This is a genomic window from Lentimicrobium sp. S6, from assembly GCF_013166635.1.
In the GTDB taxonomy this organism is placed as follows: domain Bacteria; phylum Bacteroidota; class Bacteroidia; order Bacteroidales; family UBA12170; genus UBA12170.
Genome location: NZ_JABKBZ010000082.1, coordinates 1 through 22,096, shown reverse-complemented (window position 1 = coordinate 22,096; position 22,096 = coordinate 1). Strand labels below are relative to the sequence as shown.

The window sequence follows — 22,096 nt, the reverse complement described above, 5'->3', positions numbered from 1 at the left end:
TCTTCTGTTTTTGAGATATCTTCGTAATGTAGCATGTTTTGTACTTTTTGTGTGGTAACCTAAAGATACAATAAAACCAAGGGATTCCCAAGGTTTCATGCTGCATTTTTTCTCTAAAATGCTCAGTATATAACGGTGCGAAACTTCAGTTATTTAAGGAAAGTGCCCGGATTAAGAAAATTAAAATGGTCAACAAATGTGAGAACGATATCACAGCAAAATTTGACAAAGAAATGATTAATTTGGTTATTAGGAACCTGATTAATAATGCCATAAAATACACCCAAGAGGAAGGCGAAATATCAATTTTATCCAAAATAGACAATCACGAACTCATTATTGAAATTAAAGATAGTGGTATTGGTATAGAACAAGATAAGCTAAAACAGCTTTTCCGCGTAAATACACAAAATATTAGCACCAATGGTACAAGAGGCGAAAGAGGAAGTGGCCTGGGACTATATCTATGCTATGATTTCATAAAAAAACATGGTGGGAGTTTAGAGGTAGAGAGCGAAGTAGGAAAAGGAAGTTTATTTATTATTAAAATCCCCTCTCCTAATACAATTCAATAAGAACAAGCTAGACTGTAATAATGAGCTATTCACTACTACAAAAATATTTAGAAGATAATTTTAAGAAAAATGATTTTGGGAAATCACTATCATTATCCCAATTTAATAGCAAATTTATAAAATTAGAAACTTGTGAAAACCATTCTATCATTTCTGTTTCCTTCCCAGGTTATAAATCTAAATTTAAAGGATCAAAAATAATCTACGATTACAGAATTGATTTGGATAGAAAGGGAAAAGAGACCTCTTTATCACATTCGAATATCTTAGTTGATATTTATAATAAAATCCTCCATGGAAAGATAGATGCAGAGAAACTTAGTGATGTTTTAATGGAACTGAGTCAAACAGGAAGGATAGAAATTAAAAAGGTCAAAACTCTTCTGAACTATAGGCCTACTCCTCCCACTCCTCAACTCCTAAAACTCGTAAAACAATATCATGGCTCAAAGTATTATAATGAATTGGGAAACAAAATAGATTTAGATCTCGAAGAGCTCCTCTATTCTATTAAATGGATAGTGATACAAGAAGATATTAATTACCCCATTAGCCAAGGCTTTGAAGGTAGAAGGATGTGTTTCTCCAGATATCTAGAGTGTATCCATCTTACTCAAGAACAAAATTCCCATACTTTTGAGGAGCTTATAAAAAGGACATTAAGCCATAAGAGACCAAAACCATGGAGCGAAATGGATTATAGTTTTAAAGAGAAGATAAAGTAAAACTAGTTCTTTAAAAATCGTATCGTTTGACTTGACTTGCTATTAGTGGCTTTAATAAAATACACTCCATTCATGAGATGGTCAGTAGGTATAACTTGACTATTTCCATTCTGCATGGTCTCATTCACAAGCGACCCTTTTATATCATAAAGCTGAATGCTCAAATCTCTATAATCTTCTTTAAAATACAAAGTCACCGATTCTTGTGCTGGATTAGGAAAAAGACTAAAAAGATCTGTTTGAATGAGATCCTTTTCATCTAGGCCTAAATAGGTCCCTGACATTTTCTCTATCCCAGAATTTAAAGGATCTAACCAAGGCATTAATTGCTCATCATCTGCTGTTCCATTATCTTCCCAATGCACACTTATTTTTCCATAAAAATCAGGACCCGTTAAATTAGAACAAGCAGCTTGCCCTCCTGTTAAAGTTCCAATTAAATATCCATTTTGATCAAAAATGGGGGAACCAGAAGAACCTCCTTCTGTAACACCATGACCACTTTCTGTTTCAGCCCAAACCACTTGCCAATAAGCATTTGTAATTCCTGACGAACTATAACTTGCACTAACTAAAGGTTCTTCATAAATAGAAATCTTTTTAATGTCACCATCAGGATGATGAATGGTATAGCCTGAATTACTTCCCAAACCATCTCTATTCCATCCTATAAAAAAAGGATTATAATCTAATGGGATATCTTGAGTAATCTTCACCAAAAAGAAATCGGAACCAAGGATGTCTGCATTAGAACTCGCTGCAATTTTTTCACAACCTTCAACACTTTGATGCTCCGGCTCTTCATCAGGAAATTCACAAGTTAAACTCTGGTAATGGAAATAAAAGATCCATTGTTCCATATCTTCATCGGAAGAGGCTTTACCACAATGATCAGCAGTAATGATATAAGGCGTTCTGTCTTCGCTGGTATTATTAATTAATGAACCGGTACACCATAATCCAGCAGATCCTTTTTTAATGAGGATACGAACCACGGCATCTCGTTGATCTTTTTTACCATTGCCTTCTGGACAATTTACATTCACTTCACAATCACCAGAACCTCCATAACCTTTCTCTTCATCAACTTCTCTAACTCCTCTATAAGCATGTAATATTTCGTTTACAGTAAAATGTGACTGCCCTACTTTATTCTTTGGTTCAAAATATTCGATAATAACCTCTTCGCCATAAAGAAATTCAGTGGCTAAAATTTTATTTTCTTTATTATTCAAATGATTGAAAGAACCAATATATTGCTGATGGTCTGGAGAATAAATAAAAAGCTCCCCTCCTTCTGGAATGAATAGATTATTGAAATATACACCAATACCTAAAGCCCCTTTTGATTTAATGCTTAATTGGTATATTCTGTCTCCATTTGGAAGATTGTTTATCTGCCAATCATCACTAGTTAAAGAAATATTTAGAGGAAGGAAACGAGCAAATTCAAGCCCTGAACAATCTTTTCCTTCGTCAAAGTTTAATCTTATTAAAGCACTAGCATCCGGCATCACCGCAATTGGCGTTTCGAGTTGATGGGTAAAGGAGTAAGGTTGGCCTCCATGGCTAACTTGCGCAAAGCCACCATTAAAAACTGACAAACTCAAAATGGCTAAAAAGCCTAGATAGGACTTTATATATTTCATAATTCCTTATTTTACTATTAATGTAAATTCGTAGATTCCACTCTTGCCATCATCATTATCGCTCACACAGAGTAAATCATATAGCTGATGTTCTTGGTTTTTAACACAAACAGATTCTAGTTTTGTTTTTATAAACAATTCATTTTCTTTAACGGGCCATGATTTTATCTGATTAAGTGCATTCACCCCTTGCAGTGGAATCATTCCAATAAAACTCCCTAACACTTCCCCGTCGTGGTATACATCTAAAGTAGACTCAACTGAGGAAGTAAATATTAAAAACTTCTCATCAGGTGAAATACATGCACCTGAAAATCCACTCATATATTCCTCAATCATTGGTAATTGAAAATGATATATTTCCACCAGAGGCAAATCCCCTCCATATAAATAACTTAGAAAATCTGGTTTCGAAATACGAAATATATCATTATGGTCACCGATATTTCCACGTTGCAATAAATAGAAATAATTTGAACAAGAGGTTAAACCTTCGATATTTATACTTGACAGGCTATCATAATTCCCAAGTTGAATAAATACATCAAATAAGGGGCGAATAGATTTTTTAGACATGAGCATTCTTGTTTTCTTATTAAAAACAAATGCGGTATCTCTGCTTATCTCTTTACTTCCACTACCTAGAACAATAATCTCATCTCCAGAAATATCCATACTCTCAAAATCGGCTTTTAAGGATTTCAAGATTCTTCCATCAACCTTATTATTGATTTTAGAAAGGGTATATTGATTTACTACTTCTAATTTATTATTAACTTCAAATAATGGTGCTACATCATCTCCTACCAACCATATGTGGCTCTCATCGCATATGACACCCGATGCGGAAGGAATAGTTTCTATGATTACAGAAGATCTCATAAACAAACCCTCCTCAATAGGATTGGAGCATGAACTAATGAGAAGTAAAAGGACGACAAAGCGGTAAAAATAAGTCATTTAATCGTTATTTAGGATTTTTATGTATGCATTAATTTTACTATTGGGAACTAAGACAGTAAGACTATAGAATTTAATTTTCCAGCCATCAGATTGTTTTTCCATCACACCACTTCCTCTGCACAAACCCATCCAAGTATCCAACTTTTCATCGAACCAAGCATAATGCCCATAATCACCCAAGTGAACATTTCTACTTTTATTTTTAAAACTCCAAGCAGCACCACGTCTAAAATGTGGCATTGCAAAATCTTTAAAACCTTGTAAGCTCCAGACTTCCTTAGGATCCGTACCTAAATAAAAACTGCCACTACTAAAATAATCAAAATAAGTAGAATCACCAACAGCTGCCAACCCATGCCATTCATCTAAAGTATTATTAATTAAACTAATCTCTGTTTTTCTGGGTTCGATGGATTTACAGGTATTATAAATAGTCTCTGTATAGGCAATAATTCTCCATCTCCCCTTTTGTTGAAAAAGCTGGTAATAATCGGTCCCACATTTCTTCACTCCATTGGTATCAAAGGCTGTATAATAACCATAAACACTAGCAAAAGAAGAGCGCACATCTACCTGAGGAACAAACTCATATCGCTTTGAAACCCAGTTTTTATTGGCCAATTCATTTGGTGTAATCTGTGTTAATTGCAGATCAGCTTTCAAATGTTGTATTCTACTGAGTTGGGCATTATCCATTAAATATAAATCTATTTCAATGAGATTTTTATTATTGACATGTGCATTGAAGTCTTCGATAATCCTCAGCACATTTTGCTCTATAGTTGGTTCTTGAAAACTCTGCGCCCAAGAAAATTGGCATGCAAATAAGAAAATCAAAATGGTAAATTTATTCATCAGGGTTCTTTTTTTGTCGATTCACAAATATATTAATTAATCATTTTGCAGTCCAATAATAAACAAGAACTACTCAATAATCAGTTTTCGACTACTAACTTGTTCATTCATTGTTAGCTCAAATAGGTAAACGCCACTACTTAGACCAATATTATTAGTATTAAATATTTTTTTTGAGGATTCTAAGACACTAGAATATACTAGCTGTCCACTCATATTATAGATTTTGAAATAATTATCTGTATTAAAATCCGCTATAGAAATTTGAAAATCTTGATGAATAGGGTTAGGAAAAACCTGCCATTCGAAATCAGAGGAGCCTAATTCAATTTCATCAAGCCCAACTGATAATTCTATTCTATACATGGAGCGCCCATAAGTTGCTGCCGCTATAGTTCCGGAAGCAAAATCTAGAGCCAAATCTGTTACAGGAACCAAGGGTAAACCCTCAGCGAAAACATGCCACTCCTCCGAATCTTCATTTTGATAAAAGACACCAACATCGGTAGCTACAATCAATCTGTCAATACTGCCCTTCCAAATCACCATATCATTTACTGGTGCATTAGGTAATCCTTCTGAAATAGCTTCCCAGCTTGCTCCAAAATCTTCAGTCTTATAAACATGTGCCAAGTATTCATTCTCTCTGAATCCTGAGAGACAGACATAAGCAATATTAGAAAATTCCGGATCTGCCACAACTCTACTAATCCATCGCTGTGGCAAATCATCACTTATTTTAGTCCAAAGGTTACCATTATCCAGGGTTACCCAAACATTAGCATCATCAGTACCCGCATATACAATATTGGTATCAACTGGTGAAACGGCCAAAGTAGTAATGGTTCCGTATTTTTGATTTCCACTTCCTTCCCCATTGGAAAGTTCCCCAGAAAACAATTGCCAATTTTGAGCTCTATTGGTTGATTTGTATACTCTATTAGCACCATAATATAATGAGGATGGATTTTGAGGATTCATCACCACTGGTGTATTCCAGTTTTTTCTATCTGAACTGCTTATCCCTTCGATAGCCGAGTAAAAGGAGTTGCCAAAATTTGTAGAACGAGCTAAATTTCCATATTGATATTCAGCATAAACATATTTATTATCCTCTGGATCGATCAGGCAATAAAAGCCATCCCCTCCATAGACTCTATTCCAATTATCAATGGCTCCATTATAAGTTCTATTGGTTCCATTATCTTGGGCTCCTCCATATAATCGTTGCGGTTCAAGAGCATCAATGGCTGTGGTGTAAAATTGTGTGATAGGTAAATTCTCATGATGAATCATATTATTTCCACCATCATCTGATTTATATAAGCCACCATCGTTACCCAAGTAAACCAAATTAGAGTTTGTTGGAGATATCGCAATTTCATGCTGATCCACGTGAACATCATTGGTAATATCAAACCAATTGCTCCCCCCATTTTCAGTTTTATACAAATAAAACCCAATAGCATACACTATATCAGCATCTTGAGGATCTACTTTTAACCTTCCGAACCACCAACCATAACTAGCGTATAGATCAGTCATATTTCCATCATTGGTTTGAGACCAAGAATCGCCACCATTTTCAGTTTTATACATTCCCTCAAAATATCCAGGACTATCCGCATAAATCGCATATAAGATATCCGGTTCACTTTGTGAAATTCCGATTCCGATTCTACCCACATTAATTCCTGAAGGCAATCCACTGTCTAATTCTTCCCAGTTCTCTCCGCCATCTTCACTTTTGTAAATCCCACAGCCTTCACCTCCATAAGTATAAAACTCCAATCTTCTAACGCGCTCCCAAGTAGCAGCATATATAATATCAGGATTAGTCGGGTGTATAGCTAAATCGATAGCTCCAGTGGAATCATTAATAAACAAAACCTTCTCCCAATTAGCCCCTCCATCAGTGGTTTTAAAAACGCCTCGCTCTGCATTGTTCTCGAACAAATAACCCATAGCAGCCACATAAGCCGTATTTGGATCATTTGGGGAAACCACTACTCGTCCAACCGATCCTATCTCATCTAAACCAATATGCGACCAAGAATCTCCTCCGTCAGCACTTTTATACATGCCATTACCATCGTAAGCTAAAGAACCTCCTCCAGGATTGGCCTCGCCAGTTCCTACATAAATCACATCTGGATTTGAAGGTGCTAAAGCAATATCACCAATGGACAAGCTCAAACTCTCATCGAAAATAGGAGCAAAGGACAGGCCTGCATTATTAGATTTAAAGACTCCTCCACTGGCTGCTCCAATATAAATTACATTCTCATCTAGTGGATTTATTTCTACATCCGTTAATCGACCACCCACATTTACCGGGCCTGCCAATTCCCATGTCCCCAAACTCTTGGTGGGATTCTTATGCATCGATGAACTTTGCTTCAAAGCGGCCTGATAAGCATCTCTATTGATGTCGCCATTAGGGAAAGCCCTTTGCTGATAAAACCAATCTATAGGTTTATATTCCATTTGCTTTTGAGAACTCTTTTCAAATTCTTCAAAAGATTTCCATAAGAAAACAGAAGCTGAAACTAAAATTAAGGAAATTAAAATCTTGTATCGCATGATAGTCTATGTTTAGAGCTCAAATTTAGTCAAAAAAACCGCCACAAAAAAAAGGGTAATCTTCAAATAGAAGACCACCCTATATTATTTATCAATAGCGTCCTAATAATTACAAAAGACTCCTCGCTACGCATCGGAGTGACAACTGTTTTGCTAAGGAAACTGGAAGAATGGGTTTGATTTTGCCATTGAAAAAATAAAGCCCATTCTTCCAAGGTGTCATATTCTAATACATTGTCCTTCTTAACGAAATGCAATGAAGTGAAGAATCTTTTTATAATATGAAACTTATTTTGAACAGTATTGATTATCTATACCTAAAACTAGATATTTTACTTTAAAAACTCTAAAGCTCCACGAGATGCTTTTAACAAAGGCTTAGTAGATAATTCTTTTCCCACTGCATTTTCCATCCAGTATTTTGGCGTTAAACGACCGACCGAATAAATCCTATTGATTTCGTCTGCGAATACCTTTCCTTCTATTTGCTGCTCAATTTGGAAATCGATTAACTGACCAATTGGATAAGCCGAAAGATAAAGAGGATTGTCTATCATGTGGGAATAGATAGCCAGGATTGGCTCATCTTTTACTCCAAATTTTTCAGCAAAGTATTTATTCCACACCTCTTTTGCAATATCAATAACTGCAACTTTTAGTTCTGCTGCTGTTGCATTTGGATTGGCATACATCCATTCCCAAACAGCCATATCTACTAAAGAAACACCCATAATTTCATAGCAGCTCCATAAATTAGCCAATGCCATATAATGCACTTTTGCAGCATTCTTTTCTTCCAATCCAAGCAATTCTAAATCGCGCTTTTGAAAGATAAAAGCTAAAGCCTCAGTAAAAGCTGTATTTGGTACGCCACGCAACATATAATAATCCACATCGTGTAGTGTGATAGTTTGCTCTACATTATGACCAAACTCATGAACCGCAATATTATAACCTTTATAGTTCATTCCTTCGGCACCAATTCTGGTTCTTAATCTGGCTTTCTCTGCTTTCATTTCTGCTCCCCATGCATGTCCTGCTCCTCTAGAACCATCCACTTGAATCTTTGAGGCTAAGAAATTGGCTTGCTCCTCAGAGAATTTCAAATCTTGCAACATACGAGGCATATCAGCTTCAAAAGCCTTAGGGTTTGTATATTTTTCTTGGGTAATCTCATTTAATTCAGCTTCGCTTAATGAGCTTTGCGCCTTAAATCCATTATACCAAATATCGTAAGGACGCAAATCACGGCCCAATTGCTTCTTAATCAATTTGGCTAAATCCTTTACTTCTTCTGAGGATACTAAATCAATGAAGATACGCTCCACTTCTTCCTGAGGAATTTCCATGTTTCCAGAAAAACGACGCTCCACATAAGTTGGATAAGCCGGGTAATATTCATCTAAAGCTTTTGTCGTTAAAAAGTTGTTTAGCAATTGCTGATAACGAGTATCTGGTTCTGACTCAGAAGTCACATTTTTACCTTTCTTCGATATTGTATTATTAATGATGTCCCAATCATATTCAGGAGAGTTAATTACAGCTTGAGGAATACTTTGGTCAATGATTCTTTTCATCACCAAATAGATCATTTCTTGTTTATACTGACCATTTTCAGTACTATAATTAGATTTTAACTCATCGCGAAGATTCCAATGGGTGATTAATTTCATATCCTCAGGAAAGTGTTTTTTTCCATCCTTACCTATAACATGACCCATGAAAATATTATACTCAGAAATATAAGCATCTGATGTAGTAGCCGCATTAGAACGTGCTTGTAATAAAGAAGCTGGAATACGCGAAGTGAATACATCACCTATTCTAGCATAAGCCCAATCTAAACTATCCCAATCTTTTCCCAAATCGTTTTTCTCGTCTAAACTCAATTCTGGAAAATTTAAAGCAGTAACAAATGCTATTTTATTGGCAAATAAATCTTCAGCCAAATGTGCTTGGGGATTATAAGCGGCAAACATCATATCCACATCGGTCAACTCCCCAATATCCATGTGATTGGGCTCGTTTAACTCTAATTGCAACTTGAGTAGATTTCCCCACAATACTTCATAATGTCTATCGAAACGCAAAAATAATTGTTTACGCTCCTCAGGATTGGCTACATAATTTTCCTCACAGAAGGATTGAAACTCTTCAGCACTCCCATCACTTTCTCTCCAAAGCCTGGCCACTTGTACTACGCCTTTTTTGAGTAGAAAGGCATCTGCATTTGACTGTTTTTCCTGAATTGATTTAATCACAGATTCTATCTTTCCGTTAGAAATTGTTGATTTTTTATTTCCTGCATGGCTAAAGTTAACGAGGAATAAACCCGTCAATACTAGCAAAATAAGAGCTGTTTTTTGTTGCATTTTATTTGATTTTGAACAACAAAATTAGTTTTTTTTTCATGCTAAAAAGAGAATTTTGAGCAATTCGATAATACGTAATCATTCCAAATTACTAAAATCACTATTTACTGACTTACGGCACACTACAACACCAAACATGTAACCTTAAGCTTTTATAATTTTCATTTCTGCTTAATGGATTATTGGATATCAACAAAAAATCAATTAATAGGTTATAGCAAAAACCATGTTCAAAGATTACTTAAGGCCAAAGCATTCATCATTTTAAAAGTTCAACATCTCAAAATAACTGTAAAATATTTTTACACTCTAGTCTAGCCTATTTCTCAAATGTGTATTTTTGTATGGATACATTAACAACCCATTCATTATGCCACAGAAAATTCTAATCATTGATGACAACAGAGGCGTGAGAGAGTCCCTAGAAATGCTATTACTCACTGAGTTTGACGATGTATATACGCTCAGCAATCCCAACACATTAATCTCCACCATCCAACAAAATCAAATTGATGTAGTATTATTGGATATGAATTTTAAAACCGGAATAAACACTGGAAACGAAGGATTATTCTGGCTTAAAGAAATTCAGAAGCTGGACCCCAGTATTTCTGTGATATTAATTACCGCTTATGGCGATGTGGAGCTGGCAGTGAAAGCGGTGAAAGTGGGTGCTTTCGATTTTATTTTAAAACCTTGGGATAATAACAAACTATTGAGCACCATTGATGCCAGTATCAAGCTCAGAAAAACCAAATTAGAGAATGCCAAACTCCAAAAAACCACTTACCTTTTAAAGAATGAATTAAATGCCAATTCTTATTCCATCATTGGTCAATCGGATAGCATAAAATCAGTGATGAGCATGATAGAAAAGGTAGCCAAAACCGATGCCAATATTTTTATCACTGGAGAAAATGGAACAGGTAAAGAACTGGTGGCTCGAGAAATCCATCGCCTATCCAAACGCAAAGATGAGATTTTAGTGACTGTGGATATGGGAGCCGTAAGTGAATCTTTATTTGAGAGCGAACTTTTTGGATATAAAAAAGGCGCTTTTACAGATGCCAAAGAAGACCGAAGTGGAAAGTTTGAAGCCGCACAAAGAGGAAGTCTATTTTTAGATGAAATAGGGAATCTATCATTGGCTATGCAAGCAAAAATACTTACTGCACTTCAAAATAGAACCATCACTAAAATCGGAAGTCATCAAGCCATTCCAATTGACATTAGATTGATTTCTGCCACCAATAAAGACATTAATAAGATGGTGGAGGATGGTGAATTTAGAGAAGATCTTCTATACAGAATTAACACGATAAATATTGAGCTTCCTCCTTTGAGGGAAAGAGGCAATGACGCCATCCTACTCGCTCATTTCTACCTCAATAAATATGCTCAAAAATATGGCAAGCCTGCTTTTAGCCTAAGTGATAAAGCAGAGAAAAAACTACTGAGCTATAATTGGCCCGGAAATGTGAGAGAGCTACAACATTGTATGGAGAAAGTAGTTATCCTAGCCGAAAAGTCGAAGCTGGACGAGTTTAGCTTCAGTCTTAATGAGGAGCAAGAAACTAATTCTGGAGGATTCCAGATGGGAACTCTTGAGGAGATGGAAAAGAAAATGATAAAGGCAAGTCTAAAGAAAGCCAAAGGAAATATGAGCATGGTAGCCAAGAACTTGGGAATTACTAGACCTACTTTGTATAGTAAATTGAAGAAATACGGCTTATAGAAGATTCCACGCAAAGCGCGCAAAAGAAAATTCCACGCAAAGTATGCAAAGGAAAAACCATGCGAAAAACGCAAAGAAAAAACAAAAAACAAGAATTAGGAAATTAAGAATTTAAAAACCAACATGATGGACGAAAATGATATTTCATACAAGTGTATTGGTGCAGCCATAGAAACTCACAAAGCAGTTGGACCAGGTTTATTAGAATCGGCCTATGAAAATGCACTGGTCCATGATTTAAGAGAAATTGGATTTGATGTACAACAACAACTCGCCTTACCATTTATTTATAAAGATGTGAGACAAGCAGTTGGATACAGAATAGACTTGTTAGTTGAAAACAAAGTAATCGTCGAAATCAAAGCAGTTGAGAATTTACTACCTGTTCATCACACTCAAGTTCTGACCTATTTAAAGCTATCTGGTCACAAATTAGGATTGTTGATTAACTTCAATTCAAAAACATTAAAACATAATATCCACAGAATTGTAAATGACCTATAATCCTTTGCGATTTTAGCGAGACCTTTTGCGCTCTTTGCATGGAAATAAAAAAAAGAGAAATGTCAAATAAAAACTTCTACATACACATCACCCTCCGCTTGTTCTTTATTATTAGCCTGAGCATAGCTGGGACCTATTATGTCCTCATAGAACAGAATTATTGGATAGCCTCTGCCCTACTCGTGCTTCTTGTGATAACTGTTGTTTTGCTCATTAAATACTTTAATAATATCAATCGTTGGATGGCCTTTTTCCTTCTAGGTATTGAAAACGAGGATACCACTTTAAAACCTCCTCCAAAATCGGGTAATAAATCTATCGATGATGTTTATAAAGGGATGAACCGTCTGAACGATATTTTTAAAAGTGCTAAAATAGAAATCAATACACAAGAACAGTATTTTAAAAAGGTGATAAAACAATCGGCCACCGGACTTTTCTCTATCAATGGAAATAATAGAATCATCAATATCAACTCTGCCGCCACCAAACTCACTCAACTTTATGAGTTTCATCATGTAAATACCTTTAGACATATCGATGCAGCCTTACCCAAGTTCCTCACCCATCATCCATTAGATCAAAATTCGGCTATTTTTGAAAATCAGTTTGGGCAAAAGTTGCTTTTCAAGCTCTCTGAAATTAAAACCCAAAACGAGAGGATCAGGTTAGTTGCGGTTAGCGATATCACCAAAGAATTAGACAATGGCGAAGTAGAAGCCTGGATAAAACTAGCTCGTACTTTATCTCACGAAATCATGAATAATATTGCACCCATCACTACCTTATCTCAGGTGATTTCTAGCTATTATAAAAAAGAAAATCAAGCTATTGAAGTGGAGGAACTCAGTCCAAAAACTATTGCCAATACCATCAAAGGGCTCAATGTGATTCAAGATCGCAGTAGTGGATTAATGAAGTTTGTGGAGAATTATCGAAAGTTCACCAAATTACCAAAACCGGAAATTCATTCTACCGATATTTCGGAGGTATTAACAGGTGCATTATTGGCAGTGGGAACCTATCCACATTTCGATCAAATAAAAGTTCAATTCAAAATCCCCAAGAAAGTATTTATAGAAACCGATGCGCAATTGATTTCTCAGGTGATACATAATATTCTCAAAAATGCCTATGAAAGTTTGATTCAGTCAGAAATTAAAAATCCTATTCTAAAAATAAGTCTTCAACAAACAGGAACACAAACCAGCATTGAGATTTCTAATAATGGACCAAGTATTCCTCCAGAAATAAAAGAACAGATTTTTGTTCCATTCTTCACTACCAAAGAAGATGGAACCGGTGTTGGTCTGAGTTTAAGTAAACAAATCATGCTGAAAATGGATGGTGATATTTATGTGACAGAAAAAGAAGAAGGGTTTACTTGCTTCGTTATTAATCATAATGCAAAGACTTAGGTTCACCAATTACTAGATTTAGAAGCTATTACACAGAGGGATTCAAAGAATACACGGGTATCCACAAAGAATAAAAATAACAAAACAAGCCTACATTAAAAAAGCATTAATTCCTTCGTGAAACTTTGAGAAACTCTTCGGGCACTTTATGGTAGGACTTTTGTTAATCATTCAAAAACCAAGGACGCTATCCTTTCCTAGCTCAAGGCTATCATCCTTTACTCATCTCTAAAGGGATCAAAAGCCCCAAAGGGGATTGAAGCCCTGACAACTTTAGCCACTTTGAGTTATAGCTTTCACTATTCATTAAAAATCATAATATTATTAAGTCGATATCTTTAAAAAATCTTAAAAGCGCAAAAATGAAAGTTTCAGACAAATTACAGCCTATATAATTCCCTATTTTTGCATAAAAATTAAATATTATGTACTCATTTGAATATAGAAATCCTGTTAAAATTATTTTTGGAGCAGGTAGCATTAGTAAAATAGCCAACGAAATTCCTAAAACTGCAAAAGTCCTCATTACTTATGGAGGAGGGAGCATTATGAAGAATGGTGTTTATGAACAAGTAAAACAAGCCCTTAAAGGATACGAGACTTACGAGTTTGGTGGCATCGAAGCCAACCCAGAGTTCGAAACATTAATGAAGGCCGCAAATGTGGTTAAGGAAAAAAATATAGATTTCCTTTTGGCTGTGGGTGGTGGAAGTGTATTGGACGGAACAAAATTCATTGCAGCAGCAGCAAAATATGAAGGGGAAGATGCTTGGGACATTCTTGCCAAAGGAGCTCCTATCACATGTTCTGTTCCATTAGCAGGCGTATTAACGCTTCCTGCAACGGGTAGTGAAATGAATATGGGCGCCGTAGTAAGCAGAAGAGAATTAAAAATGAAACTGGCATTCCTTCATCCTCTTTCCTATCCTCAGTTTTCTATTCTAGACCCTAATGTGATGGAAAGCCTTCCGAAACGCCAAAAGGCAAATGGTGTTGTTGATGCCTATATCCATGTTTTAGAACAATATTTAACTTTTCCAAATGAAGCCAGCATTCAAGACCATTGGGCCGAAGGAGTATTAAAAACCCTCCTCTGTTATGGTGAAAGATATGTTTTAGAAGATTTTGATTATGATGTTGCAGCTAATGTCATGTGGGCAGCTACATCTGCATTAAATGGAATTATTGGTTTAGGTGTGCCTCACGATTGGGCCACTCATATGATTGGGCATGAGATTACTGCTTTACATGGTTTAGATCATGCACAAACTTTAGCTGTTGTGATGCCAGGAATGATGCGCATTATGTTTGAAGCTAAAGAAGAAAAAATCCGTCGATTTGCTCGTAATGTTTATAATATCAGCAATGAGGAATTTAGTGTAGAATTGGTAATTGAAAAAACTGAAAAATTCTTCCAGAGCTTAGGTGTGAAAACTAAGTTATCAGAATATGATATTAAAGAAGAAGATATTCCTGCCATCATTGAAAACCTAGCCAAAGGAAACGAAATTAAACTTGGAGAAAAAGGATTGGTAACCGCTGAGAAAGTGGAAATGATTTTAAAATCACAACTATAATCCTATAATCTTACAAAAGATTAAAAGGCTAAAAACTAAAAGGTTTTTAGCCTTTTTTTAAACCTACAATTATTAACCTCAATACGACATTAAATGAGGCCACAGTTTCAGATAATTAGCTCATATCTGACACAAATACTCAAAGAAACCTCAAAAAATACAAAATAAAATAGCACCAATTCCTTCGCGGAATTTTAGGCTTCTTTGAATTACTCCCCACGATAATCTTATCAAAAAAATCAATTTCCCATACCTAAAAGTAGGTATTTTGAAAGCTTTCTTTATAATCTGTCTTAATAAGATCTATTTTCGCGTATATTTTCGAAGCTGATGAAAACCCTTTACGATTTAAAACAAGGCGAAAGCGCCATTATTGTTAAAGTTCGCGGCCGTGGTGCCTTTCGAACCAGGATCATAGAAATGGGTTTTGTAGTCGGAAAAAAAGTTACCTCTCTCAAATCAGCTCCCCTCCTCGACCCTGTAGACTATAGCATCATGGATTATGATGTGAGTCTAAGAAAACAAGAAGCCCAGCTTATTGATGTGATGATGGAAGATGAACCAGGTAGAGTAAAATCGCCTGACTTTCATGGAATGGTAGAGGATGGCTCTAGAGGTAAAAAAGGTCATATCAGAAAAGATAAGATCATCAATGTAGCTTTAGTTGGAAATCCAAATTCTGGTAAAACGAGCTTGTTCAACTTTGCGAGTAATTCGAGGGAACGAGTTGGTAATTATAGCGGAGTCACCATTGATGCTAAAACTGCTCGATTTTATCAAAACGACTACCAGTTCAATATTGCCGATCTTCCTGGCACCTACTCTATTACTCATTATACTCCTGAGGAGCTTTATGTAAGAAACTATATCTTCGAAGAAACTCCAGATGTGGTGATTAATGTAGTAGATTCCTCAAATCTGGAGCGCAACCTTTTCCTAACCACCCAGCTCATCGATATGGATATTAAAGTGGTCATTGCTCTTAATATGTTTGACGAACTAGAGAAAAAGGGAGATGAATTTGATTATAAGTCCCTTGGAAAAATGATTGGAATCCCCATGGTTCCAACTGTTGGTTTCAAAGGAAAAGGAATTGAAGAATTATTCAATACTGTGATTGAAGTCTATCATGATAGGCATACATTTGTTCGCCATATTCATATCAATTATGGAAAACAGTTGGAAAATTCTATTTCCTATATTCAAAAATTGATTAAGAATCCTGAGAACTATCACTTGACCAATTTAGTGAGCAGTAGGTTCTTGTCCATTAAATTACTAGAGGAGGACCAACATTCCTTCGATAGAATAAAGGTTCTAGGAAATGTAAAAGCCATCACTAAAACGGTAAAACACGAACAAAAAAGACTTCAACATGAATTTGATGATGAGCCGGAAACGATTATTGCTGATGCACGATATGCATTTATTGGCGGTGCATTAAAAGAAACCCTTAAGCCAGGTCAAAGCAAGAAATGGGAAACCGTGAATATCATCGATGCTTTCCTGTTAAACAAAATATTTGCCTTTCCGGTTTTCTTAGGATTTATGTGGTTGATGTTTTATTCTACTTTTTTTGTGGGACAATATCCCATGGAATGGATTGAAACTGGTGTTTCTTTCCTCAGTAATTTCCTCAATCAGATAATGACCGATGGGATGCTTAAAGATTTAATTGTGGATGGCATAATCGGTGGAGTTGGTGGTGTTATAGTTTTTCTTCCCAACATACTCATTCTATTCTTTTTTATTAGCTTAATGGAAGATACCGGATATATGGCTCGAGTGGCCTTTATTATGGACAAACTGATGCATAAGATGGGCCTTCATGGTCGTTCCTTCATTCCCATGTTAATGGGTTTTGGTTGTAATGTGCCCGCTATCATGTCCACTAGAACCATAGAAAACCGTAACGATAGATTGTTAACGATGCTCATCAATCCTTTTATGTCTTGTTCTGCTCGCTTACCAGTTTATTTACTAATTATCGGAGCCTTTTTTCCAAACAATCCGGGTACAGTATTATTTAGCATCTATTCAATAGGAATCATACTGGCAGTATTAGTGGCCATCATATTCAAAAAGACCATATTTAAATCTGAGGACTCCCCTTTTGTAATGGAACTTCCTCCCTACCGAGTTCCAACCATGCGAAACTCATTAAAGCATATGTGGTTTAAAACCAGGCAATATTTGCAAAAAATGGGAGGAATCATTTTAGTAGCCAGCATTATTATTTGGGCATTGAGCTATTTCCCAAGGGATGTAGAATTCAGCAAGAATTACCTAGAGCAAATTGCACAAAAAGAACAAGTAATCAGCCTAGAAAGGAATAAAGAAATTATTGAAGATTATCAATTTCAGCTTATCACCTTAAAAAAAGAACAAGCAGCCGAACTACAAGAAAAGAGTTATTTGGGGATGCTAGGAAAAGGGGTTGAACCCATCATGAAACCACTTGGCTTTGATTGGAAAATGAGTGTGAGTTTAATAGCGGGAGCCAGTGCCAAAGAAATAGTAGTAAGCACATTAGGCGTACTCTACCAAGCAGATCCTGATGAAGAAGCTGAAATTTTACAAAAAAGATTACAAGAGGAAACCTATAAGTTTGGACCAAATAAAGGGCAAAAAGTGTTTGATCCTATTACCGCTTTTGCTTTCCTCATATTCGTATTAATATATTTCCCATGTATAGCCACCGTTGCTGCTATTAAAAAAGAATCGGGCAGCTGGAAATGGGCCATCTTCATGATGAGTTATACCACAGGTTTAGCATGGATACTCGCATTTCTTGTCAACCAAATAGGACACTTAATATTTTAAAAAATGATACAAGAAATAATTGTTTATGCGATATTGATTATAACTTTCGGATTAACTTTTTATAAGCTTTTTGGCTTCTTTGATATGTTTAAAAACGATAGTAATAAATCAGCTTGCGGCTCGTGTGCCTCCTCCTCTTGCGGAAGTTGTAGTGTTAAAATTATTGCTAACAACAAAAAAATACTACACCCATTAAAAGTGGACCATGAAAAAATGAATGGCTAAGTCAATTTTTCATCCACAGATATCAGCTTATTCTCCTCACCTTTTTTAAAAATCATTACGCTTATCATTTTAGTTTTGATATTTAATAATTTTCACTAACTTTACATTAAAATATTAAGATGTTATGATAAACAAAGCCACATTTAATTCCAATTACGAAATTTTCGATAGAGAAATTGTAAAAGAAATCATTGATATATATATTGCAGAGTACCCAGAAAGAATGGTTAATCTGGAAAAAAACATTAAAGAAAACGATCTTGAAAGTTTATACAAAAATGCACACAGCATGAAAGGGGTTACCGCCAATTTCTTTGACAAAGAAACTGAAGAGTTTGCGCGTCAACTTGAATCAAAAGGTAGAGAAGGCGACTCCACAGGATTAGAAGAAATCTTTGAAGAACTAAAAAAAGCTTCAGAAAGTCTAATTGACGAACTTGAAGCTTTAGGTAGAGAATATAGTTAAAAAACGATATTAATCTAATTGATTAAGTTGAGAAAGTGCCTTTTCGTGATTGGGCACTTTTTTTAGTAATTCCTTATACTTAATTCTAGCATCCTCTTTATCACCACTTAATTCTAAGGCTAATGCCATATTAAAAAGGGCATCATAATAATCTTCATTAATATTCAAGGCTTTTTGAAAATAAATGATAGCTTGAGGAAAATCCTCTAAATAAACCAAATTAATATAGCCTAAGTTATAATATGCATTTTCGCTTTCTTCTTTGGCTAATAATGATTCGTACTTTCTAACAGCCTCCCCCAGATTTCCATTATCTTGATAATACAAACCCATGATATAAATAGCGTGGGTGTTATTGGTATCTAAATCTAAAGCATTTTGATAATATTGCTCTGCTAATGGGTTTTGTTTTGCTGCCTGAAGGTTACCTAACATAATCCAAGCATCGTAAAAATCAGGATTGACTTCAACTGCTTTTTGATATTGGAAAATAGCACTTGAGGTATCACCTTTCTCAGCATAAGTCATTCCTTTTAAAAAGTATGCATCTTCCAACATGGGATCAATAGCCAAAGCATCATCTACATATTGAAGCGATATCTTATAATCTTGATAAATGAAATACAACCTCGACAGTTTCAATAATGCAGCAGTATTCTGAGGATCCATTTTTATAGTTTTCAAAAGGATCGCTCTACTATCTACAAATCGTTCTTTAGCAAAATAAACATCGGCAAGAGTGATCCAAATACTTGGATTCAAAGTATCAAGCTGAATAGCCTTACTCACATCAGCTAAAGCTTTATTATATTCTCCTGTGATCAGAAAAAAATTGGCCCGGTCATTATATAATAACGGATTATTAGGCTCATCTCTAATATTCAGGTTTAAAGAATCAAAAGTAGTTAAAACACGCGTTTTAACTACTTCTTCTTGTTGACTCACCGACTCTTTTGGCTCTGTATTTTGGCATGAAAAGCCAAAGAATACCGAAAGAGCTAATACGTAAACGATATTTTTATGCTTCATCCTCTGTTTCTGGTTTTGGATTAATAGCATCCATAATTTTTAGTTCTAATTCATCGGCTAATTCAGGATTGTCTTTCAATAAAGCTTTAACAGCATCTCTACCTTGACCTAGTTTAGTATCTCCATAGCTAAACCAAGAACCTGCTTTTTTAACAATACCATATTCCACACCTAAATCCACAATTTCACCAACTTTAGAAATCCCTTGTCCGAAAGTAATCTCAAACTCGGTTTGACGAAATGGAGGAGCCACTTTATTCTTCACCACTTTAACTCTCACTCTATTTCCAACCACCATATCGCGATCTTTAATAGCTGAAATTCTACGGATATCTAAACGAACACTGGCATAAAATTTCAAGGCATTACCACCTGTTGTAGTTTCTGGATTTCCAAACATCACCCCAATCTTCTCACGAAGCTGGTTGATGAAAATACAAGTAGCACCAGTTTTACTAATAGTTCCTGTTAACTTACGCAAAGCTTGAGACATTAATCGAGCTTGAAGACCCATTTTGCTGTCTCCCATCTCTCCTTCTATTTCACTTTTAGGAGTAAGTGCTGCTACAGAATCCACTACAATAATATCAATAGCACCAGAGCGAATTAAGTTCTCTGTAATTTCTAAAGCTTGCTCTCCGTTATCTGGTTGAGAGATGAAAAGGTTTTCAATATCCACACCTAAATTTGCGGCATAAAAACGATCGAAAGCATGCTCTGCATCGATAAATGCGGCTATACCACCAGCCTTTTGAGCTTCTGCAATGGCATGGATGGCCAGTGTGGTTTTACCTGAAGACTCTGGGCCATAAATCTCTACTACTCTTCCCCTTGGAAGACCACCAATTCCTAGGGCTACATTTAGACCAATAGACCCTGTAGGTATATATTCAATTTCAGAAATAGCTTCATCACCCATTCTCATGATGGCACCTTTACCATATGATTTTTCAATCTTATCTAGAGTGAGTTGTAAAGCTTTTAACTTTTCCTTTTTAACGTCTTGTTGTTCTTTTGCCATTTTATGTTTCTTGATATTATAGACTTAGTTCTTTGTATAATTGTTGGGTAGCTTCTTTGGTTTTTATCTTATGGAGTATATGTGCTATTTTACCCTCCTCATCTATCACAAAAGTATAGCGATAGATTCCTTCATATTCTCTACCATATAATTTCTTAGGTCCCCAGGCACCAAATGCTTCAATCACTTCTTTTTTCTCATCGGCTATTAGTGGATAAGGAAGCTCATTTTTAGTGGCAAAGTTTTTCTGACGTTTCACAGAATCGGCACTAACACCAATAATGGAATAGCCTTTTGCTTGCCAATCGGAATAGTTATCTCTAAAATTACACGACTCCGCAGTACAACCAGGAGTACTTGCTTTTGGATAAAAGAATACCACCAGCTTTTTTCCTTTATAATCTGCAAATGAAATAGGATTCTCATCCTGGTCAACTCCCTTAAAATCAGGAGCCAAATCTCCAACTTTTAATTCAACCATTTGTAAATATTTTGATACAAATATAATACATTATTTATTGAGTTTGACGGTGTTTATACATTATTTATGATTAGTATTTAATCAAAAAAAGGTTGTTTAAAAACAAAAAGCCGACTCTATGAATCGGCTTTATTTTAATGATGTAGCACAAAAGAAACTCTATCTATCTTTTGATCGTTTTATGTGAAAAGTTAACCAAAGAGCAAAGTGGTTACCGGACATTTTTATTTCTCCACCACTATCGTCTGAAATCATATTGGTAAATATATACCTACCTTCTAAGGTTGGCTGTGTGTTTACTACATACATAATATCAGTTCTTAACAGAAACCATTTAGAAGCCCAGCTGACACCGCCACCTAATAAAAGACTTGCATAATAATTAGTTTCAGGAGTTCTTGATTCTATGTAAAAAACAGTACTCCTTGATTCCTCATCAGAGTTTATTGTTATACTACCTGATGTGGAACCTGTCTGAAAATTCATTAACCTAAGTCCTCCTTTTAGTTGCCCATATAGTTTGTTCCCAAGCCTTTTCTGAATCCTAATAGTCATAGGAATAGACCAACTAAAAGCCGCTTTTTCACGATTACTAATGATATCATCCTCCGAAAGCCCTGGGTATTCATGGGCATAAAGTGGTACATCAGTATAGTCTGCAGGTTCATGAGCTATATAAAATCCTGTTTGAAAAGACCACAATTTATCGGGATGAAAATCGTAAAGAAAGCCGGCATTAAAACTGGTGGCCATCTTGGGCTCAATAGTATATTCACCAAAAACAGGTTTCACCTCTGCCTTTTGATAAAATGCTGGTCCCACTAAAAAACCAAACCTACCATAATTCTGTAGGTCTTTATAAATATGTTTATTTTGTGCGTATGTTATAAGGGAACAAAAAATAAATAATATGATACTAATTTTCTTTTTATAACTCATAATTACCAGTTTAATATTATATAATTATATAGGGTTACCCATTTAAGTCTCGTGTAATTTAATCGAAGCGTAAGCAATCGGTTTATGCTCTACGCATCTCTGAATGATTTTATCTAAAATTGATTGGCGATGATTCCTTCTGTTAAATCTAAAGAA

General features: G+C 35.4%; 18 protein-coding genes. 9 read left to right on the top strand and 9 right to left on the bottom strand.

Annotation, left to right across the window (positions count from 1 at the left end; all coding sequences use genetic code 11):
- The first annotated feature begins 185 nt into the window (after positions 1 to 185).
- Positions 186 to 575: a HAMP domain-containing sensor histidine kinase gene (locus tag HNS40_RS19220; RefSeq protein ID WP_172283932.1), complete on the top strand. Its 390-nt coding sequence runs from the start codon at positions 186 to 188 to the stop codon at positions 573 to 575.
- Between the two features lie 20 nt (positions 576 to 595).
- The gene (locus HNS40_RS19215) at positions 596 to 1,300 is read left to right on the top strand and encodes a hypothetical protein (protein WP_172283930.1); all 705 of its coding nucleotides are present in this window, start codon (positions 596 to 598) and stop codon (positions 1,298 to 1,300) included.
- Positions 1,301 to 1,302: 2 nt separating this feature from the next.
- Here the strand turns inward: HNS40_RS19215 and HNS40_RS19210 are convergent, their stop codons facing one another.
- The 5 genes from HNS40_RS19210 to HNS40_RS19190 all read right to left on the bottom strand — a co-directional run bounded on the left by HNS40_RS19210 (position 1,303) and on the right by HNS40_RS19190 (position 9,722).
- On the bottom strand, positions 1,303 to 2,949 hold the full coding sequence (locus HNS40_RS19210) for a T9SS type A sorting domain-containing protein (RefSeq protein ID WP_172283928.1): 1,647 nt from the start codon (positions 2,947 to 2,949) through the stop codon (positions 1,303 to 1,305).
- Positions 2,950 to 2,955: 6 nt separating this feature from the next.
- The gene (locus HNS40_RS19205; protein WP_172283925.1) at positions 2,956 to 3,909 is read right to left on the bottom strand and encodes a hypothetical protein; all 954 of its coding nucleotides are present in this window, start codon (positions 3,907 to 3,909) and stop codon (positions 2,956 to 2,958) included.
- Positions 3,910 to 4,767, bottom strand: a complete 858-nt coding sequence (locus HNS40_RS19200; RefSeq protein WP_172283923.1) for a nuclear transport factor 2 family protein — start codon at positions 4,765 to 4,767, stop codon at positions 3,910 to 3,912.
- Between the two features lie 69 nt (positions 4,768 to 4,836).
- Positions 4,837 to 7,350, bottom strand: a complete 2,514-nt coding sequence (locus tag HNS40_RS19195; protein ID WP_172283921.1) for a T9SS type A sorting domain-containing protein — start codon at positions 7,348 to 7,350, stop codon at positions 4,837 to 4,839.
- Positions 7,351 to 7,682: 332 nt separating this feature from the next.
- The gene (locus tag HNS40_RS19190; RefSeq protein WP_172283919.1) at positions 7,683 to 9,722 is read right to left on the bottom strand and encodes a hypothetical protein; all 2,040 of its coding nucleotides are present in this window, start codon (positions 9,720 to 9,722) and stop codon (positions 7,683 to 7,685) included.
- A gap of 370 nt (positions 9,723 to 10,092) precedes the next feature.
- On the opposite strand from HNS40_RS19190, the gene HNS40_RS19185 reads away from it, so the two are divergent.
- From HNS40_RS19185 to HNS40_RS19155, 7 genes are all read left to right on the top strand, one after another.
- Positions 10,093 to 11,457, top strand: coding sequence for a sigma-54 dependent transcriptional regulator (locus HNS40_RS19185; RefSeq protein ID WP_172283917.1), 1,365 nt, complete (start codon positions 10,093 to 10,095; stop codon positions 11,455 to 11,457).
- A gap of 126 nt (positions 11,458 to 11,583) precedes the next feature.
- Positions 11,584 to 11,961: a GxxExxY protein gene (locus HNS40_RS19180; RefSeq protein WP_172283915.1), complete on the top strand. Its 378-nt coding sequence runs from the start codon at positions 11,584 to 11,586 to the stop codon at positions 11,959 to 11,961.
- A 59-nt stretch (positions 11,962 to 12,020) separates the two neighbouring features.
- Positions 12,021 to 13,379, top strand: coding sequence for a PAS domain-containing sensor histidine kinase (locus tag HNS40_RS19175; protein WP_172283912.1), 1,359 nt, complete (start codon positions 12,021 to 12,023; stop codon positions 13,377 to 13,379).
- A gap of 425 nt (positions 13,380 to 13,804) precedes the next feature.
- Entirely contained in the window at positions 13,805 to 14,956 is a 1,152-nt protein-coding gene (locus HNS40_RS19170; RefSeq protein WP_172283909.1) for an iron-containing alcohol dehydrogenase, read from the top strand.
- A 330-nt stretch (positions 14,957 to 15,286) separates the two neighbouring features.
- Positions 15,287 to 17,779: a ferrous iron transport protein B gene (gene feoB / locus HNS40_RS19165; protein WP_172283906.1), complete on the top strand. Its 2,493-nt coding sequence runs from the start codon at positions 15,287 to 15,289 to the stop codon at positions 17,777 to 17,779.
- Between the two features lie 3 nt (positions 17,780 to 17,782).
- The gene (locus HNS40_RS19160) at positions 17,783 to 18,004 is read left to right on the top strand and encodes a hypothetical protein (RefSeq protein WP_172283903.1); all 222 of its coding nucleotides are present in this window, start codon (positions 17,783 to 17,785) and stop codon (positions 18,002 to 18,004) included.
- 124 nt (positions 18,005 to 18,128) lie between these two features.
- Positions 18,129 to 18,470 (top strand): Hpt domain-containing protein, encoded by a 342-nt coding sequence (locus HNS40_RS19155; protein WP_172283901.1) that lies wholly within the window; start codon positions 18,129 to 18,131, stop codon positions 18,468 to 18,470.
- 9 nt (positions 18,471 to 18,479) lie between these two features.
- On the opposite strand, the gene HNS40_RS19150 is transcribed toward HNS40_RS19155, so the two are convergent.
- From HNS40_RS19150 to HNS40_RS19135, 4 genes are all read right to left on the bottom strand, one after another.
- Positions 18,480 to 19,529: a lipopolysaccharide assembly protein LapB gene (locus tag HNS40_RS19150; RefSeq protein ID WP_172283898.1), complete on the bottom strand. Its 1,050-nt coding sequence runs from the start codon at positions 19,527 to 19,529 to the stop codon at positions 18,480 to 18,482.
- Positions 19,489 to 20,520 (bottom strand): recombinase RecA, encoded by a 1,032-nt coding sequence (gene recA / locus HNS40_RS19145; RefSeq protein WP_172283895.1) that lies wholly within the window; start codon positions 20,518 to 20,520, stop codon positions 19,489 to 19,491. The genes HNS40_RS19150 and recA overlap by 41 nt, the downstream gene beginning before the upstream one ends.
- Before the next feature lie 16 nt (positions 20,521 to 20,536).
- Entirely contained in the window at positions 20,537 to 21,001 is a 465-nt protein-coding gene (gene bcp, locus HNS40_RS19140) for a thioredoxin-dependent thiol peroxidase (RefSeq protein ID WP_172283893.1), read from the bottom strand.
- A gap of 159 nt (positions 21,002 to 21,160) precedes the next feature.
- Positions 21,161 to 21,940, bottom strand: a complete 780-nt coding sequence (locus HNS40_RS19135; RefSeq protein WP_172283891.1) for a hypothetical protein — start codon at positions 21,938 to 21,940, stop codon at positions 21,161 to 21,163.
- Positions 21,941 to 22,096 lie beyond the last annotated feature (156 nt).